15 protein-coding genes are annotated in these 17,886 nt (G+C 73.0%); 8 read left to right on the forward strand and 7 right to left on the reverse strand.

Going from position 1 to position 17,886, the window contains the following annotated elements:
• The first annotated feature begins 247 nt into the window (after positions 1-247).
• Both lnt and KME66_RS31815 read left to right on the forward strand, forming a co-directional pair.
• The gene (lnt, locus tag KME66_RS31810) at positions 248-1,840 is read left to right on the forward strand and encodes an apolipoprotein N-acyltransferase (RefSeq protein WP_216329744.1); all 1,593 of its coding nucleotides are present in this window, start codon (positions 248-250) and stop codon (positions 1,838-1,840) included.
• Between the two features lie 30 nt (positions 1,841-1,870).
• Positions 1,871-2,353, forward strand: coding sequence for an NUDIX domain-containing protein (locus KME66_RS31815; protein ID WP_216328435.1), 483 nt, complete (start codon positions 1,871-1,873; stop codon positions 2,351-2,353).
• A gap of 33 nt (positions 2,354-2,386) precedes the next feature.
• Here KME66_RS31815 and KME66_RS31820 read toward each other — a convergent pair whose 3' ends face one another.
• Positions 2,387-4,453: a neutral/alkaline ceramidase gene (locus KME66_RS31820; protein WP_216328437.1), complete on the reverse strand. Its 2,067-nt coding sequence runs from the start codon at positions 4,451-4,453 to the stop codon at positions 2,387-2,389.
• An 812-nt stretch (positions 4,454-5,265) separates the two neighbouring features.
• Positions 5,266-6,780 carry a glycine betaine/L-proline transporter ProP gene (proP, locus tag KME66_RS31825; RefSeq protein ID WP_216329746.1) on the reverse strand — a complete coding sequence of 505 codons (1,515 nt, stop codon included), beginning with the start codon at positions 6,778-6,780 and terminating at the stop codon, positions 5,266-5,268.
• Positions 6,781-7,144: 364 nt separating this feature from the next.
• Here proP and KME66_RS31830 point away from each other — a divergent pair, with 364 nt between their 5' ends.
• Positions 7,145-7,930: an SAM-dependent methyltransferase gene (locus KME66_RS31830; RefSeq protein WP_216328439.1), complete on the forward strand. Its 786-nt coding sequence runs from the start codon at positions 7,145-7,147 to the stop codon at positions 7,928-7,930.
• Between the two features lie 286 nt (positions 7,931-8,216).
• Entirely contained in the window at positions 8,217-8,654 is a 438-nt protein-coding gene (locus KME66_RS31835; protein WP_216328441.1) for a DUF2267 domain-containing protein, read from the forward strand.
• Between the two features lie 94 nt (positions 8,655-8,748).
• On the opposite strand, the gene KME66_RS31840 is transcribed toward KME66_RS31835, so the two are convergent.
• The 3 genes from KME66_RS31840 to KME66_RS31850 all read right to left on the reverse strand — a co-directional run bounded on the left by KME66_RS31840 (position 8,749) and on the right by KME66_RS31850 (position 11,860).
• Positions 8,749-10,218 (reverse strand): SulP family inorganic anion transporter, encoded by a 1,470-nt coding sequence (locus tag KME66_RS31840; RefSeq protein ID WP_216328443.1) that lies wholly within the window; start codon positions 10,216-10,218, stop codon positions 8,749-8,751.
• Positions 10,219-10,291: 73 nt separating this feature from the next.
• Positions 10,292-10,888 (reverse strand): carbonic anhydrase, encoded by a 597-nt coding sequence (locus tag KME66_RS31845; RefSeq protein WP_216328445.1) that lies wholly within the window; start codon positions 10,886-10,888, stop codon positions 10,292-10,294.
• 318 nt (positions 10,889-11,206) lie between these two features.
• Positions 11,207-11,860, reverse strand: a complete 654-nt coding sequence (locus KME66_RS31850) for a bifunctional 2-polyprenyl-6-hydroxyphenol methylase/3-demethylubiquinol 3-O-methyltransferase UbiG (protein ID WP_216328453.1) — start codon at positions 11,858-11,860, stop codon at positions 11,207-11,209.
• A 152-nt stretch (positions 11,861-12,012) separates the two neighbouring features.
• Here KME66_RS31850 and KME66_RS31855 point away from each other — a divergent pair, with 152 nt between their 5' ends.
• Complete coding sequence (locus KME66_RS31855; protein WP_073224184.1) at positions 12,013-12,279, forward strand: hypothetical protein; 267 nt, start codon at positions 12,013-12,015, stop codon at positions 12,277-12,279.
• Between the two features lie 107 nt (positions 12,280-12,386).
• Here KME66_RS31855 and KME66_RS31860 read toward each other — a convergent pair whose 3' ends face one another.
• Complete coding sequence (locus tag KME66_RS31860; RefSeq protein ID WP_216328455.1) at positions 12,387-14,285, reverse strand: ABC transporter ATP-binding protein; 1,899 nt, start codon at positions 14,283-14,285, stop codon at positions 12,387-12,389.
• A gap of 216 nt (positions 14,286-14,501) precedes the next feature.
• Between KME66_RS31860 and KME66_RS31865 the strand changes: the two genes are divergently transcribed.
• Entirely contained in the window at positions 14,502-15,221 is a 720-nt protein-coding gene (locus KME66_RS31865) for a ribonuclease H (RefSeq protein ID WP_216328457.1), read from the forward strand.
• A 36-nt stretch (positions 15,222-15,257) separates the two neighbouring features.
• Here KME66_RS31865 and KME66_RS31870 read toward each other — a convergent pair whose 3' ends face one another.
• Positions 15,258-15,668, reverse strand: coding sequence for an ATP-binding protein (locus tag KME66_RS31870; protein ID WP_073224114.1), 411 nt, complete (start codon positions 15,666-15,668; stop codon positions 15,258-15,260).
• 177 nt (positions 15,669-15,845) lie between these two features.
• On the opposite strand from KME66_RS31870, the gene KME66_RS31875 reads away from it, so the two are divergent.
• On the forward strand, positions 15,846-16,679 hold the full coding sequence (locus KME66_RS31875; protein ID WP_216328459.1) for a Scr1 family TA system antitoxin-like transcriptional regulator: 834 nt from the start codon (positions 15,846-15,848) through the stop codon (positions 16,677-16,679).
• 56 nt (positions 16,680-16,735) lie between these two features.
• Positions 16,736-17,839 (forward strand): PP2C family protein-serine/threonine phosphatase, encoded by a 1,104-nt coding sequence (locus KME66_RS31880; protein WP_216328461.1) that lies wholly within the window; start codon positions 16,736-16,738, stop codon positions 17,837-17,839.
• Positions 17,840-17,886 lie beyond the last annotated feature (47 nt).

A 17,886-nucleotide genomic window follows, 5' to 3' on the forward strand; every position in this document is an offset into this window, starting at 1 on the left:
GGCGGCGAGCACCCTGTCCGACGTCCGTGCGGTCCCGGCGGCGGGCAGCTTGCCCGGTGGCCGGGTGGTGTGCGCGGCGGGGACCTCGTGCGGTGGCCCGGCGGTCCCGGTGCCCGGCAGCCCCGCCTCCGGCATCCGCGCCGGTCCGGCGGCGAGCCGCCCCGGGGCCCCAGGAGCCCCGCCCCCGCGCAGGTCGCCACCGCCGCTCACAGCCGCCCACCGTAGACTCCGGCGGGTGAGCGCCACCATGACACCCGTCGACGATTCGCCGGCCCCGGCAACCCCCCGGGCCGCCCGGCTGCCCCGGAAGCTCCTCCGCCCGGCCGCCGCCGTGCTGTCCGGGCTCCTGCTCTACGCGAGCTTCCCGCCCCGGACCGTGTGGTGGCTCGTGCTGCCCGGGTTCGCGCTGCTCGGCTGGGTGCTGCACGGGCGCCGGCTGCGTGCCGCGTTCGGCCTCGGCCTCCTGGCGGGGCTCGGCTTCATGCTGCCGCTGCTGCACTGGACCGGTGAGGACGTCGGCCCGGTGCCGTGGCTGGCCCTGGCCGCCGCGGAGGGACTCTTCATCGCCGTGGGCTGCCTGGGCATCGCCGCGGTGACCCGCCTCGCGTACTGGCCCGTGTGGGCGGCGGCGGTCTGGACGCTGGACGAGGCGGTCCGCGCCCGCATCCCGTTCGGGGGCTTCCCGTGGGGCAAGATCGCCTTCGGCCAGTCCGAGAGCGCCTTCCTGCCGCTCGCGGCGCTCGGTGGCACCCCGCTGCTCTCCTTCGCCGTTGTGCTGTGCGGCTTCGGCCTCTGCGAGGCGGTGCGCCAGGTGCTGGCGTACCGGCGCACCGGGACGATCCCCCGCGCGGCCGTCGCCGGGGCCGCCGCGAGCGTCCTGGTACCCGTGGCGGGAGCCCTCGCCGCGCTGCCGCTGGTCGACGACTCGGCGGAGAACGGCACGGCCACCGTCGCCGCGATCCAGGGCAACGTGCCCCGCCTCGGCCTCGACTTCAACGCCCAGCGCCGCGCCGTCCTGGACAACCACGCCCGGCGCACCACCCAGCTGGCCGACGAGGTGAAGGAGGGCAGGGCGAAGCAGCCCGACTTCGTGCTGTGGCCGGAGAACTCCTCCGACCTCGACCCCTACCTCAACGCGGACGCCCGCCAGGTCATCGACGACGCGGTCCGGGCGATCGGCGTCCCCACGGTCGTCGGCTCGGTGGTCGAGAAGGGCTCCGACAGCCTCCGCAACACGCTGATCGAGTGGGACCCCGACCAGGGCCCGGTCGACACCTACGACAAGCGCCACATCCAGCCGTTCGGCGAGTACATGCCGATGCGCACGGTCGCCCGCTTCTTCAGCGAGGACGTGGACCGGGTGCAGCGCGAGTTCGTCCCCGGCACTGAGGTGGGCGTCTTCGACCTCGCGGGGACGAAGGTGGGGCTCGTGACCTGCTACGAGGCCGCCTTCGACGACGCCGTCCGCGACACGGTCGAGCACGGCGGGCAGATGATCGCCGTACCGAGCAACAACGCGACCTTCGGGCGCAGCGAGATGACCTACCAGCAGCTGGCCATGTCCCAGGTGCGGGCCGTCGAGCACGGCCGGGCCGTCGTCGTCCCCGTCACCAGCGGGGTCAGCGCGGTGATCCGGCCCGACGGCACGATCGCGGAGAAGAGCGGGATGTTCACCCCCGACGCCCTCGTCGAGGAGGTCCCGCTGCGCTCCTCGCTCACCCCCGCCACCCGGATGGGCCCGCTGCCCGAGGGCGTCATCGCCCTGCTGGCCCTGGCGGGCCTGGGCTGGGCGGGCGTCTCGGCCTTCCGGTCCCGCAAGGGCGGGGCCGTCGGGCCATAGTGCCTGATCCGGCCGCGTAGGCTCGGATCCATGGCTACTCCCGACTTCATCCGTGACATCCGTGCCACCGCCGGGCACCAGCTGCTCCTGCTGCCCGGCGTGACCGCCGTCGTGCTCGACGACGAGAGCCGAGTGCTGCTGAACCGGCGCGTGGACACGGGGAAGTGGGCGGTCATCGGGGGGATCTCCGAACCCGGGGAGGAGCCGGCCGCGACGGCGGAGCGCGAGGTACTGGAGGAGACGGGCGTGCACTGTGCGGCCGAGCGGGTGGTGCTCACCCAGGCGCTGCAGCCCGTGCGGTACGCCAACGGCGACCACTGCCAGTACCTGGACATCACCTTCCGCTGCCGGGCGACCGGCGGCGAGGCGCGGGTCGCCGATGACGAGTCGCTGGAGGTGGGCTGGTTCCCGCTGGACGGGCTGCCGCCGCTCGGCGAGTTCGCCCTGTTCCGGATCAAGCAGGCCCTCACCGATGGCCCCGCCTGGTTCCAGCCCACCCCGCGCACGACCTGAACCCCTCCGTCCCGACGGGGGTTCCTGCCGCCCCTACTTCACGGTGAAGGCACCCGTCGCCCCGGAGAACGGTGTGATCCTGCCCAGCAGGTTCTTCGCGTCCCCGTGGTGGACGATCCGGTAGGTGCCCGGTGCGGTGTCCGCCGCGATGCGCCAGGTGATCGTGGCCTTCGAGGTGCCGGTCAGACCGTTGATCCGGGTCCAGCGGTAGACGGTCTCCCCGTCACCGTCGTCCAGCACCCGCTGCCAGGTGCCGTTCTCCAGCCGCTGGACCTCCAGGAAGGTGGAACCCCGGCGGACGTTGTTCTTCGGGTGGCCGGTGGCGAACTCCGCGGTGGCGGTGGAGCCGCGCGCGTACGAGCTCTCCGGGGCCTTCAGGACCGCGCCGAATGCCTTGCCCGAGGGCGGGTTGTCGTACACGACCCCCGTCTGGAACGTGAACTGCCGCCCCGACTCGTCCGCCGGCATCGTGCCCCGCGCCAGGGCCGTGCCCGCGCGCAGGGACTCCGCGATCCGGGCGTACTCCTGCTGGTAGGCGGGCAGGGTGTAGCGGCCGTAGAGCGTGGAGCCGCCCTCGTAGTTCTGGGTGTCGTACTCCTCCGGTGTCGTGACGTACTGGCTGTAGGCGTTGGCGTACCCCTGGAGCAGGACGCGGTCCAGCGGTACCCCCAGCCGCTCGGCCACCGTGCGCCGCACGCGCAGTCCCGAGGTGATGGTGAACTCGCCCGGGGCGGCGACCAGGTGCAGCTCGCCGATCTTCATGATCTGGAGGGGGAGCCGCTTCGGGGTCACCGGGTGGACGTTGCTCAGCAGGCCCGTGGGGATCAGGCTCGCCTTGGGGTACTGGCAGGTGGCGAGCCAGGACGGGGTGTCGACGCGCAGCGCTTCGAGGATGGGAGCGACCGGGGTGCGCATGCCCTCCTCGAAGAGAGGGATGGCCGGACCGTCCTCGACGCTGCCCGCGAGTGTGGACGCGCCCACCACGGCGGGGCAGGTGCGGTGCTCCTTGCCGTCCGGGGTGTACTCCGGTCGTACGGTCACGTTCTCCATGTCGACATACGCGATCCGGGAGTCGACCCCTCCCGTGACGGGCCGCGCGTCGTCGTACACCTCGCGCGCCTTGTCGAGCTGGCGCTCGCCGATGACGCGCGCGTTCTCGAACTCGTCCTCGGTGGGCCCGGAGCCGGGCTTCAGATTGAGGTTGGGGGACATGTCGCCGGCGTTGGTGTTGGGGAAGGCCGCGACGAACCCCGGGGTGTCGTCGAGATAGCGGACGCCCTCGTGGTCGTGCTCCCAGACGTAGGAGGCATAGCCCTTGTTGTCGGGGCTGATGAGCGTGTTCTTGTTGGTGATCGAGGTGTTGTGGGTGGCGAACCAGCTGATCGCGCCCGCGTCCTTCCCGCCCTGCCGGAAGCGCAGCACGGTCATCGCCGGGTCGATGCCGTCGGGGAAGGCGGACCGGTCGGCGGCCGGATTGCGGTCGAACGCCTCCCGGGAGCGGTTGACACTGGCGTTGGTGAGGGTCCCCGTGCCCAGGCTCATCGTGCCGGGCTTCAGGTCGTCGTGCGCCTTGGCCACGGACTCGGTGATGCCGTCGACGATCGCCCGGTACGTCTCCTTCTGGAAGCCGAGGACGGAGAGGTTGTAGGCGACGTTGTGGGAGTACCCGCCGGGCCCCGAGTGGGTGTGCGTGGCCGAGAGCAGGACGTTGTCCTCGCCGTACAGGCTGCCGTACCGCTCCTTCAGCCGGGCCATGACGCCCTGCCGGACGGACTGGAAGATCATCCCCAGGTCCGCGTTGACGTAGACCACGCGCTTGCCGCTCGCCCGGTCGACGACGACGAAGGCGCGCGACCGCTGCCGCTGATGGATGCCCGAGGTCTTCTGGTCGAAGCTGGAGTAGCCCATCATCCCCGTCTCGGCCGCCTCGCCCGTGACATCCGCGATGCCGCGCCCGACGAGGTGGCCCGCCTCTTCGGCGGCGTCCGACGGGGACGCGGACGCGGGGGAGGGGGCGCCGAGGGTGACCGCTCCGAGGGCGGCCGCGAGCACCGCGACGGGGAGCCTGCGCCGGGAACGGCGGACGGTGGGGGGTGGCATGGGACCTCCTGGGGCGGGAGACGGGATGCCGGACCCGGTCGGCGGCTCACCGACGTGGGGGCCGGGGCGGTGCCCCGACGGTAGAGCAGTGTGACCTGCGTCGCCTAGATGTCTACCGGCCAGTAGAGCCCTCGCGCCGAGCGCGGGCGGGGCGCCGGCTGCGGGATGTGACGCCGGAATCCCCCGGCTCGCCGTGGCCGTACCCCGGCCACGGATGGCCGGGGTACTCCCTCCTGGGCGCCGATGCGGCCTCCGCCGCTTGCCGCCGGGTCCGGCACGTCGGCGGCCCCTCGACTTCCGCCGCTACTGCATGGAGCTGATCGGGGAGGCGACTTCACGCCGCGCACTGCCGTGGCGTGAAGTCGCCTATCTCTCGAACGAGTTGTGTGCATGCCAGGGGTGCTCTCAGGTCTAAGGGACCGAGGTTGAGCCCGTCGAGGGCGAACTGGTGCCCTGGCCGACGGAGCAGTCGGATGAGGCGGACCGGCGGCGCGCCGCGCTGGGCAGGGAACCCCTGGCGAATCACACGGACCGGATCCGGCGGGGGCTGTGCCGGGGGACGCCGGACGAACCCCGGCCGGAAGGGAAGCGGCATGGGCGCCTTCGCCCCGAGACGGGGCGGCGTCGTCCGACAGCCGACAGCCGACAGCCGACAACCGGCAGGCGCGGGAGGCGGCCGGAGCCGCGCCGGCCGAACTGCCCACCGCCCTCGTGGCCGTGGCGGTGGCCATCGCCTGTCTGTGACAGCGCCCTGCTACTGAGCTGAACGCAGGCGTTCATCGGCGGGGCGGCGCCCCACGACCGGTACGGTCTCAGGCCGGAGGCCCCCGCCAGAGGTTCCGCACCCGCAGCCACACGTCGCGCGCCTGGCGGCCCGCCGCGGTCCTGCTCCGTGCCACCAGTTCGCGGGCCTGCTCGGGCGTCTCCACCATCGGGCCCGAACCCCGCAGCGGCCGCCCCGCCGTCTCGTGCAGGAAGAACGTGGCCACCAGTCCGATCACCCCGGCCACCATCAGGTAGTACGCGGGCACCATTTCGTTGCCCGTGGCCTCCACCAGCCCCGAGGCGAACAGCGGAGTCGTACCGCCGAACAGCGACACGGAGATGTTGAAGGCGATCGACAGCGCCCCGTACCGCAGCCGCGTCGGGAACAGGGCGGGCAGCGTCGAGGCCGCCGTCCCGGCGAAGCAGACCAGCAGCAGACCGAGCACCGCGCACCCGAGGGCGGGCAGCAGGATCCCGCCCTGCCGGATCAGCAGGAAGGCGGGTGCGGCCAGCGCGATCAGGGCCACGCTGCCCGCCATGAAGACGGGTCTGCGGCCCCACCGGTCCGAGGTCCGGCCCACGGTGGTGATGAGCAGCACCACCAGCAGCATCGTGCCGAGGACCAGCAGCTGCGAGGTGGTCTCCGGCTCGCCCAGCGTGGAGGACATGTAGGTGGGCAGGTAGGACGTCACCATGTAGTTCGTGACGTTGTACAGCAGCACCAGGCCCATGCAGATGAGCACGGCCTGCCAGTGCCTCGTGAAGATCTCCTTGAGCCGCCCCTTGCCCGACTGCCGGGCCTCCTCGACCGGATCGCCCCCGGCGCCCGAGCCCGAGCGGGACTCCGCGGCCTGATAGGCCTCCTCCTTCTGGAAGGCCGGCGTCTCCTCCAGCTTCAGGCGCATGTACAGCCCGATGATGCCCATCGGGCCCGCGACGAAGAACGGGATGCGCCAGCCCCAGTCCGTCATCCCGTCCGTGCCGAGCACGGCGGTGAGCACGGTGACCAGACCCGAGCCCAGCGAATAGCCGACGAACGTGCCGAAGTCGAGCCAGCTGCCCAGGAACCCGCGCCGCTTGTCGGGGGCGTACTCCGCGATGTACGTCGTCGCGCCCGCGTACTCCCCGCCGGTCGAGAACCCCTGCACCAGACGGCAGACCAGGAGCAGCAACGGGGCGGCGAAGCCGACCGCCGCGTACGTGGGAAGGAACCCGACCGCGAAGGTGCTCGCCGCCATCATGATCATCGTGACCGCGAGGACCTTCTGCCGTCCCACCCGGTCGCCCAGCGGCCCGAACACCAGCCCGCCCAGCGGGCGTACCAGGAAGGCCGCGGCGAAGGTCGCGAACGTCGACACCACCTGGGCGCCCGGTGAGCTGGAGGGGAAGAAGACCTTGCCGAGGGTCCCGGCCAGATAGGCGTAGACCCCGAAGTCGAACCACTCCATGGTGTTGCCGAGGGCCGCTGCCGTCACGGCGCGCCGGACCTTCGGCGGGTCGGTGACGGTGACGTCGCCCTCGCGGAACGACCTCTTCCGTCGCCGGATGAGGGTGCGGACCATACGTTCCACGGCCACGTTGTCACGTTCGCGCCGGGGAGTACGCCCCCGGCGTGCGGGTCCCGCCATCGATCCGCCCTCTCCGCCCGCGAGGACGACCGCCGCGGTGGGGCACGGGCCGTCCCGGAGCTCAGCGTCTTCGATTCTGGCCCCGCCGCCCCGGTCCGGCCTCCCGGACGGTGCGCACGAGTGAGGGCGTCCCGTGGGCAGGATCTTCCGGGCGGCGCCGTCCGGCCTGCCTGCTCGCGTGTCCGCCCGTCCCGTCTTGGCTGCGTGCCTTCGGGGCGCGCGGTACGGTCGCCGGCAGGGGGCCGGTCCGCGTGCGTCCGGTCGACCGCCAGGTACGGAAAGCGGGCAGAGGAGAGCCATGAGCGTCGAGGACGACGAATTCCGCCGCAGCATCCGGTCCGACGTTCCCCACTCGGCACGCGTCTGGAACGCGTGGCTGGGCGGCAAGGACCACTACCCGGTGGACCGGGAGCTGGCCGAGGCGGTGACCGCGGCCTACCCGCAGATGGCCGACATCGCGCGGGCCTCCCGGGCCTTCCAGATCCGCGCGATCCGCCATCTCGCCTCGGTGGGGGTGCGCCAGTTCCTGGACGTCGGGACCGGGCTGCCGGTGGCGAACAGCACCCACGAGGTGGCGCAGAGCATCGCTCCGGAGTCCCGGATCGTCTACGTGGACAACGACCCGATCGTCCTCGCCCACGCGGAGGCGCTGCTGACCAGCGCGCCCGAGGGGCGTACGGCCTATGTGGACGCCGACCTCTCCGCGACGGACGCGGTGGTGGACGAGGCGGCGAAGACCCTCGATCTGTCCGAGCCGGTCGCCGTGCTCCTGCTCTCGACCCTGGGGCACCTCGATCCGGCCGAGGGCATCGAGGTCGTCCGGCGGTATCTGGCCCGGATGCCGTCGGGAAGCCATCTGGTGCTCTGCGACACGGTGAAGACCCCGCAGACACTGGCGGCGCAGGAGGCGTACGCCTCGGGCGACAACCCGCCCTATTTCGTCCGGGAGCCGGAGGAGATCACCGGCTGCGCCGAGGGCCTGGAGCTGGTGGAACCGGGCTTCGTCCCCATCGACCGCTGGCGGCCCGAGGAGGACGACGCGGTGCCGGTCGACCAGTGGGGTCTCGTCGCCCGCAAGCCCTAGCCGAGCGCAGACCGCCGACCGGCGGTAGGGGGGCCGTACGGCGGGTCCGGGGTGGCGCGTCCGGGCCCGCCGGCGTGCCGTCCTTCGCCGTGCCGTCCTGCGGACGCTTCCCCGCGCACCTGCGGAGCGGGACCAGGACCCGGGATTGACCGGCTCCTCGGCGGGCATCCGAAGAGCACCTGACCTTGATCCAGCGCTGTCCGCCCCCGCGCCGCCTCGACGACGAGCCGCGGGGGCGGACAGCGCATCGACACGAGCAGTACGGACGAGAGGGGCTGCCACCACGATGATCCACGAGCCTCGGAACGCCGGCGCACCGATGGACACGACCTTTGGCCTGCTGTTGGAGAAGATCCGGTACGAGGGCGCCTACCCCACGCGCGAACGCGCCGAGGAGAGCCTGCGTGCCGTGCTGGGCGCGCTCGGCCGCCAGATCGCCGGTGACGAACGTGTCGCCCTGGCCGCCGCCCTGCCCGAGGAGGCCGCCCGCGTGTTCACCGCTGAGGTCCCGGCCGTGAAGCAGCTCGCCGGGGCCGCGTTCGTCGCCCGGCTCGCCGAGGAGACCGGAGGGACCCCGGCGACCGCCCGGTGGGACGCCGGGGTGGTCCTCAGCCAGGTCGCCGCCCTGGTGGGTGACGACCGCGTCGCCGAGGTCGTCAGCTGCCTGCCGCCCGGCTACGCGCTCCTCTTCGGCCGCGCGGAACTCCTCGCCCAGGCGGCCTGACCCACGGTGCCTTCGCGGGGCCCGGACTCCGGGCCCCGCGAAGGCGTACGGCGCGGGTGACCGAGCGTCCCGCACCGCTGTCCGGGCGGGGAGCCTACTGGCGGATCGTCACCGGTTCGGTCTCCGCGTGGTTGTGCCGGCGCGCCCAGTTCTCCAGGGCGATCCGGCAGGCGTGGTCGAGGTGGCGCAGCCCGGTGAGGTCCAGCTCCGTGGGCTGGTCCTGCGGGAGCTTCTCCAACTGCTCCAGGATGCGCGGCAGTCGGAGGAAGGTGGCGTTCCCCGTGAGGGTCACCACGACCCGTCCGCCGGTGAGTTCGTGGGTGGTCAGCTGGACGTGCGAGGTCTCCCAGGCCGACTTGACCACCGCCAGCAGCAGGCCGAGCACGACCCCCTCGAAGAGATTGGTCACCACGATGGCGATCGTGGTGATCGCCAACAGGACGGCCTCCCCGCGGTGCTCGCGCCACAGCGGGCCGAAGTCCCTGGCGGGCACCAGCTTGCACCCCGCGTGCACCAGGACCGCGGCGAGCGCGGCCAGCGGGATGACTCCGACGGCGGCGGGCAGCAGCGCGGCGAAGAGCAGCAGCCACATACCGTGGGCGATCCGGGAGAGTGCGGTGGTCGCCCCGGCCTGGACGTTGGCGGTGCTGCGGACGACGACCGCGGCCATCGGGAGCGCGCCGAGCGCCCCGCAGAGGGTGTTGCCGACGCCCTGGGCCATCAGCTCCTTGTCGTAGTGAGTGCGGGGTCCGTCCTGCATCCGGTCGACGGCCGCCGCGCTGAACAGGCTCTCGGCCGAGGCGACGAGGGCGATGGCCAGGGCCGTGCCGATGACCGCCACATCGGCGAGCCGGGCGAACTCCGCCCCGCCGGGCGGATCGATGGCCTGCAGGAGTCCGTTCACATCGGCCACCGCCGGCCGCAGCCCGGCCAGGGCGGCGACGGCGGTGGCCAGGACGACCGCGACCAGCGGCGCCGGAACGAGGCGCACCCTCGCCGGGAGCTTCGGCCACAGCAGCAGCACGGCGAGCGTTCCGGCACCCAGGCCGAACGCGGTCAGGGCCTCGTGGTTCGTGACGATCTCGACGGCGAGACCCGGGAGTCCGGCCAGCGTGGCGAGGCCGCTGCCCGGCTGTTCGGTGTCGGCCATGGCGTACACCTGGCCGAGCACGATGATCAGGCCGATGCCGGCCAGCATGCCCTGGACGACGGAGACGGAGATGGCGCGGAACCAGCGGCCGACGCGTGCCAGGCCCAGCGCCACCTGGAGCAGTCCGGCGGCCAGCACGATCGGGCCGAGCGTGCTGAGGCCGAACTCCGTGATCGCCTCGTAGACGAGCACGGCGAGTCCGGCGGTCGGACCACTGACCTGGAGTCTGCTGCCCGGCAGGAAGCCGACGACCAGACCGCCGACGATTCCGGTGACCAGACCGAGTTCGGCCGGTACCCCGGAGGCGATGGCGACGCCGATGGACATCGGCAGTGCGACCAGGAAGACGACGAGTGACGCCAGCAGGTCACGTCGTACGACGTGGGGGTTCTTGAGTTCCTTCGCGGAGATCACGATGGCTTCCCTTGTGGGTACGGTCGCGCCGGGCCCGGGGCCGGGCGCGGTGAAGTGGGGGGAGGGAGAGCCGTCAGAGGCGGGCGAACGCGGTGCCGCGTTCGGGTCGGTGGACGCTGACGGAGCCGGTGTGGACTTCGTAGTACCAGGCGTGCAGGCCCAGGGAGCCGTCGGCGAGCCGCTCGCGCACCGCGGGGTAGCCCCGCAGGGTGTCGAGCTGGGCGAGGGCGTGGGCCTGGACCGCGCCGGGGAGGTCACCTGCGCCGGCGGGGGGTGTCCGGCCGTCGGTGGAGTGGTCGAGCCAGTGGCGGACGGCGGGCATGGCGGAGAGGTCGTCGCCGCGGAGGATCGCGCCGACCGCGCCGCAGTGGGAGTGTCCGCAGACGATGACGTCGCGCACCCGGAGCATGCGCAGGGCGTACTCGATGGTGGCGGACTCGCCGGTGGGCCGCTCCCGGCCCGGATACGGCGGAACGATGTTGCCCGCGGTGCGGAGTTCGAAGAGCTGACCCGGGCGGGCGCCGGTGATCAGCGAGGGAACGACACGTGAGTCCGAGCACGTGACGAAGAGTGCTTCGGGGGTCTGGCCGTCCGCTAGGCGTTCGAATTCCTTTGCGTTCGCGGCGACGTGCTCGGGAAATGTCCGGGCGTGTTCTACGAGGGACTGCATGGTGGCCTGCCTCCTGCATCCGGCGGCGCCGGGGAGCGGTGTGGTCGGGTCATATTGACGAATGCGCTGGCTGTATCCGTATGCGTGTTCGGAAAGGGTGAAGGGTGCCTCACCTTGTGGTTTGCCGGACGGCAGCCGTCATGAGGCCCGCTCCGGCCGTTCCGCGCGGATACGACTACAGCTGAGCATATCGACCAGAACTTTGCTATCGCATTACCTTCTCGTGAAGCACCACAAATGCGCCACCCAGGTCATTCATTCGGCTTGTTCTTTGTGATAGCCAATGGGTGGAGAGTTTCGAGAGGTAAGCCTGCGGCGTCAGATACGCCGGCCGTGCACGAAGAGGTGCGGCTCCGGTTCCCCCGCCGGGTGGTCCGGGGTGAACAGCGCGCTGTGCGTCCAGTCGACGGCGGCCCCCGACCGCGCGATCAGGGCGGTGAACTCCTCGGCGCGGAAGCTGGAGACCCGGACCGGCTGCCCCATGAACACCGCGTCGGCCCCCGCGACGTCCACCGGCACCGTCGCGACGGCCAGCCGTCCGCCGGGCCGCAGCGACCGCACGAGCCGCTCCAGCAGGCCGGCCTGCTCGCCGCGCTCCAGCTGCAGCAGCGAGAAGTACACGCAGACCGCGTCGAACGCGCCCTCCGCCAGCGGGAGGTCGCGGATGTCGGCGCACCGGAACTCCGCCCCCGGTACCTGCCGGGCGGCCAGCGCGGTCATCACCCCGGACACATCGACGCCCAGCACCCGGTGCCCCGCCTCCGCCAGGGTCTGTGCCGTCGGTCGGCCCGTCCCGCTGCCCACATCCAGCACGCGGCTGCCCGGGGCGAGATCCGCCAGCAGCCGCTCCAGCGACTCCCGGTGGGCGGGCGAAGCGGCGAAGGCCCGTTCGTACTCCGCGCCCAGCGCGTCGAACACGGCCGCGGCCGGACTCCCGTGACCCTCGCCCGCGTCCCTTCGGCTGTGATCCATCGAGACGGTCCTTCCGTGGTCCGGCGACCGGCCGGAAGCCCTGTGCCCGGCCGCTGTGAGCGTCCCCCGGCAGGCGTCTGAGTATGCCGGTCCCAGGAGTCTGAGTACGTTCCCCGATGGTCCGGGCCACCGGGCCGCTGTTCGATGGCCGTATGACCTCCCCAGCGCCGCGCCGCCCCCGTATCGAGCACGTCACCACCGCCGGTTCGGCGCTGGCCGTCACGCTGCTCCCGCTGGTGGTCGGCGTCCTGCTGGCCAAGACCATGGCGGCGGACCCGATGACCTCGGTGAACGCGCTCGTCACCAACGGGCACCGCCCGCGGGTGTCGCCGAGGGAGTGGCGCCGCTGCGGCGGCCACGCCCTGCGGCGGCTGCGGACCGCCGAGCGCCCTTCCTTCGCCCGCAACGGCACGCGCTGACGCCGTCCGGCCGGAGAGGTCCGGCCGGACGGCTTCGCTACGGGTGTGAGGGCGGGGGCGCGTGCGGGCGGGGGCGCCGGTCCCGGGTCCCGGTCCCGGGTCCGGCGTCAGCCCACCGGCTGGACCGGCCGCTCCCCGTCGGAGGACGGCTGCTCGAACTGGGTGCGGTACAGCTCCTCGTAGCGTCCGCCGGCCGCCAGCAGTTCGGTGTGCGTGCCGCTCTCGACGACCCGGCCCGCCTCCAGCACCAGGATCCGGTCGGCCGCCCGCACGGTCGAGAGCCGGTGGGCGATCACCAGGGCGGTCCGGCCCGACAGGGCTTCGGCCAGCGCCTCCTGGACGGCCGCCTCCGAGGTGGAGTCGAGATGCGCGGTCGCCTCGTCCAGGATCACGACCCGCTGACGGGCCAGCAGCAGCCGGGCGATGGTGAGGCGCTGGCGCTCCCCGCCGGAGAGCCGGTAGCCGCGCTCGCCGACCACGGTGTCGAGCCCGTCGGGCAGCGAGGCGATCAGAGCGTCGAGCCGGGAGCGGCGCAGCGCGTCACGGAGCTCGTCCTCGGAGGCGTCGGGCCGGGCGATCAGCAGGTTGGCCCGCACCGACTCGTGGAAGAGGTGCCCGTCCTGGGTGACCATGCCGAGCGTGTCCCGGATCGAGTCGGCGCTCAGGTCGCGTACGTCGACACCGTTCAGCCGTACGGAACCGGCGTCCGCGTCGTACAGCCGGGGCAGCAGTTGCGCGATCGTGGACTTGCCCGCGCCGGAGGAGCCCACCAGGGCGATCGTCTGGCCCGGTTCGGCCCGGAAGGACACCTGGTGCAGGACCGGCGTGCCGCCCCGTTCGTCGAGCGTGGCGACCTCCTCCAGCGAGGCCAGGGAGACCTTCTCGGCGGTGGGGTAGGCGAACGACACCCCGTCGAACTCCACGGAGACCGGCCCTTCGGGCACCCGGCGGGCGTCCGGCTTCTGTTCGATCAGCGGTTTCAGGTCCAGGATCTCGAAGACCCGCTCGAAGCTCACGAGCGCGCTCATCACCTCCACCCGGGCTCCGGCGAGGGCGGTGAGCGGCGCGTACAGTCGGGTCAGCAGCAGCGCCAGCGCCACCACGGCCCCCGGATCCAGGCTGCCGCGCAGGGCGTAGAAGCCGCCGAGCCCGTAGACCAGGGCCAGCGCGAGGGCGGACACCAGGGTGAGGGCGGTGATGAACGCCGTCTGGGCCATCGCCGTTCGGACGCCGATGTCACGCACCCGGTCCGCGCGGGCGGCGAACTCGGCCGACTCGTCCGAAGGCCGCCCGAAGAGCTTCACGAGCGTCGCACCCGGGGCGGAGAACCGCTCGGTCATCTGGGTGCCCATCGCGGCGTTGTGGTCGGCCGCCTCCCGCTGGAGTCCGGCCATCCGGGCTCCCATCCGGCGGGCCGGTACGACGAACACCGGGAGCAGGACGAGCGCGAGCAGGGTGATCTGCCAGGAGATCGTGAGCATCACCGCGAGCGTCAGCAGCAGGGTGACGAGGTGGGAGACGACCCCGGAGAGCGTGTTGCTGAACGCCCGCTGCGCGCCGATCACGTCGTTGTTGAGCCGGCTGACCAGGGCACCCGTCCGGGTCCGGGTGAAGAAGGCCACCGGCATCTTCTGCACATGGTCGAAGACGGCCGTGCGCAGGTCCAGGATCAGGCCCTCGCCCAGCGTCGCCGACAGCCAGCGGGTGAGCAGCCCGAGACCGGCCTCGGCGACGGCGATGAGCGCGATGAGCAGGGCGAGCCGGGTGACCGTGCCGGTGTCCTCACCGTTCACGATCGCGTCGACGACCTTCCCGGCCAGCAGGGGCGTGGCCACCGCGAGCAGCGCGGTCAGGACGCTCAGCAGCAGGAAGCGGTGGATGCGCCGTCGGTGGGGCCGGGCGAAGAGCAGGATGCGGCGCAAGGACGCCCGGGAGAAGGGCCGGCGGTCCTGCTGGGCGTTCATCGCGCTGTGCAGCGACTGCCACGCGGTGACTTCCATGTCCATGGAGTGCTCCGGAATCGGTGGCCCCCGGATCGTCCGACGGCCTGCGGATCCCCGTCGGCCGTGCGGCCCCGGGGTCACGGAGAACGCTAGGACCTGAAGTTTGCTTGAGGTCAAGGCCGGCGGCGGCACGGCGAGCCGCGGCCCGGTCCCGCCCCGGGTGCCGGGTCCCTCGCGCGGGCGGCCGGAGCGGTCATGCGGGGCTGGCATGATCGAGGGATGAACGAGAGCATCATCGCCGCGTGTGACGGGGCGTCGAAGGGGAATCCCGGGCCGGCCGCCTGGGCGTGGGTCGTCGCCGACGCGCAGGGCGATCCCGTGCGCTGGGAGGCCGGGCCGCTGGGCACCGCGACCAACAACGTGGCCGAGCTGACGGCACTGGCGCAGCTGCTGGAGTCCACCGACCCGGCGGTGCCCGTCGAGGTGCGGATGGACTCGCAGTACGCCATGAACGCCGTGACCAAGTGGCTGCCGGGCTGGAAGCGCAACGGCTGGAAGACCTCCGGCGGCAAGCCCGTCGCCAACCGTGAACTGGTCACCCGGATCGACGCCCTGCTCACCGACCGTACGGTGACGTTCCGCTACGTTCCCGCCCACCAGGTGAACGGCGACCCGCTCAACGCGATCGCCGACCAGGCGGCGAGCGAGGTGGCGGTGACCCAGGTCCCGGCCGGCACCGCGCACGGCGCGACGGCGCTGCCGGTCCCCGCGCCCGCCCGGTCCACGAAGGGGGGCACGGGAGCGTCCGGGGCGTCGGGCGCGGGCGGTGCGAAGGGGCGGGGTGCCGGGCGCGCCTCCCGGGGCGGGCGGTCCAGCGGCACGATCAAGGCGCGCTTCGCGGGCCGCTGCCACTGCGGAAGGCCGTACGCGGCCCAGGAGTCGATCGCGAAGAACCCGAACGGCTGGGGCCACCCGGAGTGCCGTACGGCTCCCGCCTGACCGGGCGGGGGAGCGGGCGGCGCTGAAGGAAGCCGCTCAGAGGTCGGCCCAGACGAGCCGGCCCGCCAGTGCCGCGCGGGTACCCCAGCGGGCGGCCAGCGCGTCGACGAGCAGGAGGCCCCTGCCGCCCTCGGAGAGGTGGTCGAGCGCGTCGTCGGCGCCGGGGCAGCCGGCCGTCGGCGCCCCGCCGGGAGGCAGGCCCGCCGCGTCGGCCGGGGAGGCCGGAGCCGGTATCCGGGCCCGGCCGCGGTTCCACACGCAGATGCGCACGCCCTCCGCGGAGCGCAGGAGCCGGCAGCGGATCCGCCGGGTGCTGGTGTGCTGCACCGCGTTGGTGACCAGCTCGGTCACTATCAGAGCCGCCGCCTCGATCCGGTCGGCCGGTTCGCCCCAGGCCCGCATCGCCTCCTGGACCCGGTGCCGGGCCTCCGGCACGCCACCGGGCAATCGGGGAACCCACCAGCTGTGTGCTCCTCGGGCACCTCGGACACCTCCGTCATCGGGGGCACGCTCCGCGCAACTGACTATTTCCGACATGTATGCACTCTCGACGCAAAACACATACTTTGCAAGCGACAGAGTGTGCAGTGCTCCGCCACGGGGCTCGACGGAAGAGGTAGCCGCATGCGAGCCCGGTCCGGCCCCACGGTGGAACACCGCGTCCTCGCCGTCCGCCTGCGCATACTGCGGGAACGCGCGGGCGTCAGCCTGCGGGCCGCCGCCGAGGCGCTGGACGCGCACCCCGCCACCGTACGGCGGATCGAACGCGCGGAGACCGGACTCGACGCCCGGCAGGTCGGCGAACTGCTGCGCTGCTACGGCGTGCCGCCCGCCGTGGCCGGACCCATCATGGCCGGGCTCGCGGCCGCGAACCTGCCCGGCTGGTGGCACCGCTGGCGGGACACGATGGAGGCCTGGCAGCAGGAGGTCATCGGCGTGGAGTCCTCGGCGAGCCTCGTGCGGACCTGGCACCCGGCGCTCGTGCCCGAACTGCTGCGCACCCCCGCCTACGCCGCCGCGCTCTACCGCACCCAGTACCCCGACGACAGCCCCGCCCGCCGGGAACGCCGGGTCGAGCTGCTGCGCGAGCGCCGCCGGCGGCTGTGCGAGCGCGGGGCCGCCCTGTGGGCGCTGCTCCCGGCCGCGGCCCTCCACACGCGGGTCGGCGACCGGGAGACCATGGCGGGGCAGCGGGCCGCGCTGGCCGAGGCGATGCGGGAACGGCGTGTCACCGTCCAGGTGGTGCCCCTGGACCACCCACCGCACCCCCTGACCGGGGTACCGCCCCTGCACCTCCTCCGGGTGCCCGCACCCGAGATCGGGGACCAGGCGGTGCTGGAGACCCCGGGCGTCCGGGTCGACGTCATCGACGATCCCGAGGCCGTGACGGCCCACCGCATCCGGCTCGACGCCGCGTGCGCCGCCGCGCCGGGCCCCGGCAGCCCGCTGCCGGAGTGACCGGGGCCGCCCGCCGCCGGGATGCGCCGGGCCCCGGGCCCGTACAGCGTGGGGGAGTGGTGCAGCAGCGCAAGGCCAAGTGGATCCCTCTGGGGGTCATCGTGCTGGGCGTCGTGCTGGACCTGCTGACCCCGGCGGACGTCACCTCGGCGCCCCTGCTGATCGCGGCTCCGGTCGCCGCAGCGCCCCTGCTCAGGTTGCGCGGCATCATCGCCGTCGGTGTGCTCGCCATGACCGTCCACGCGATCCTCGCCTGGTACGACGGCACCTTCGGCTGGCAGCGCGGCATCGCCAACCAGCTCACCCTTCTGGCCGTAACCGTGCTGGCCGTCCTCATCAACCGCTCCCTGGAGGGCCGGGACGCCCGGACCCGGCGCGCCCGCCACATCGCCGCCGTGGCCCAGAGCGCCGTCCTGCCCCGGCCCCCTTCACGCCTGGGGGAGCTCCACATCGCCGCCCGGTACGTGCCCGCCGAGACCGAGGCCACGATCGGCGGCGACCTCTATGTCGTGCAGGACACCCCGCACGGGGTGCGCGTGATGGTCGGGGACGTCCGCGGCAAGGGCCTGGGCGCGGTGCGCGCGGTCTGCGCGGACCTGGGCGCCTTCCGGTACGCGGCGGACGAGGCGGAGGACCTGCCCGGCCTGGTCGCCGCGCTGGAGCGGGCGCTCCAGCGCGAGGCCGACAGGCGCGGCGGCCAGGAGCGGGACGAGGGGTTCACCACCGCCCTGATCGTCGAGTTCGCCGACGACCTCGGCGTCGTCCGCGTCGTCAACCGGGGGCATCCGCCGCCGGTGCTCCTGGACGCCCAGGGCCGGGCCACCGTCCTGGAACCCTCCGAGGAGGCGCCCCCGCTCGGCATGAGCGATCTGGGGACCTGGTCGTGCCCGGTCGACACGTTCCCGTTTCCGCCCGGCGCCACCCTCATCTGCTACACGGACGGGGTCACCGAGGCCCGTGACGAGTCCGGGGTCTTCTACGACGCGGCCGTGCGGCTGCCCGCCCTCGTCCATCACCGCGCGCCGACCGGCTGCCCGGCCTCCCCGGAGCAGATCCTCCACCTGCTGATCGAGGACGTCGGCCATCACACCGGGGGCCGGATCCAGGACGATCAGGCCCTCCTCGCCCTGCACCGCCCCCCGGTCCCCCCGCACAAGTAGCGGGCCCTGCGCGCCGCGGTGTCCGTTGCCGTCGGTCCGATACGTGT

This window comes from Streptomyces sp. YPW6 (assembly GCF_018866325.1).
In the GTDB taxonomy this organism is placed as follows: domain Bacteria; phylum Actinomycetota; class Actinomycetes; order Streptomycetales; family Streptomycetaceae; genus Streptomyces.

Coding starts and splice junctions, on each gene's coding strand:
- KME66_RS31845 (WP_216328445.1), bottom strand. CDS start 10,888: ATGCAGTCCCTCGTAGAACACGCCCGGACATTTCCCGAGCACGTCGCC.
- KME66_RS31820 (WP_216328437.1), bottom strand. CDS start 4,453: ATGCCACCCCCCACCGTCCGCCGTTCCCGGCGCAGGCTCCCCGTCGCG.
- KME66_RS31875 (WP_216328459.1), top strand. CDS start 15,846: ATGCGAGCCCGGTCCGGCCCCACGGTGGAACACCGCGTCCTCGCCGTC.
- KME66_RS31865 (WP_216328457.1), top strand. CDS start 14,502: ATGAACGAGAGCATCATCGCCGCGTGTGACGGGGCGTCGAAGGGGAAT.
- KME66_RS31860 (WP_216328455.1), bottom strand. CDS start 14,285: ATGGACATGGAAGTCACCGCGTGGCAGTCGCTGCACAGCGCGATGAAC.
- KME66_RS31835 (WP_216328441.1), top strand. CDS start 8,217: ATGATCCACGAGCCTCGGAACGCCGGCGCACCGATGGACACGACCTTT.
- KME66_RS31815 (WP_216328435.1), top strand. CDS start 1,871: ATGGCTACTCCCGACTTCATCCGTGACATCCGTGCCACCGCCGGGCAC.
- KME66_RS31830 (WP_216328439.1), top strand. CDS start 7,145: ATGAGCGTCGAGGACGACGAATTCCGCCGCAGCATCCGGTCCGACGTT.
- proP (WP_216329746.1), bottom strand. CDS start 6,780: ATGGTCCGCACCCTCATCCGGCGACGGAAGAGGTCGTTCCGCGAGGGC.
- KME66_RS31855 (WP_073224184.1), top strand. CDS start 12,013: ATGACCTCCCCAGCGCCGCGCCGCCCCCGTATCGAGCACGTCACCACC.
- KME66_RS31850 (WP_216328453.1), bottom strand. CDS start 11,860: ATGGATCACAGCCGAAGGGACGCGGGCGAGGGTCACGGGAGTCCGGCC.
- lnt (WP_216329744.1), top strand. CDS start 248: ATGACACCCGTCGACGATTCGCCGGCCCCGGCAACCCCCCGGGCCGCC.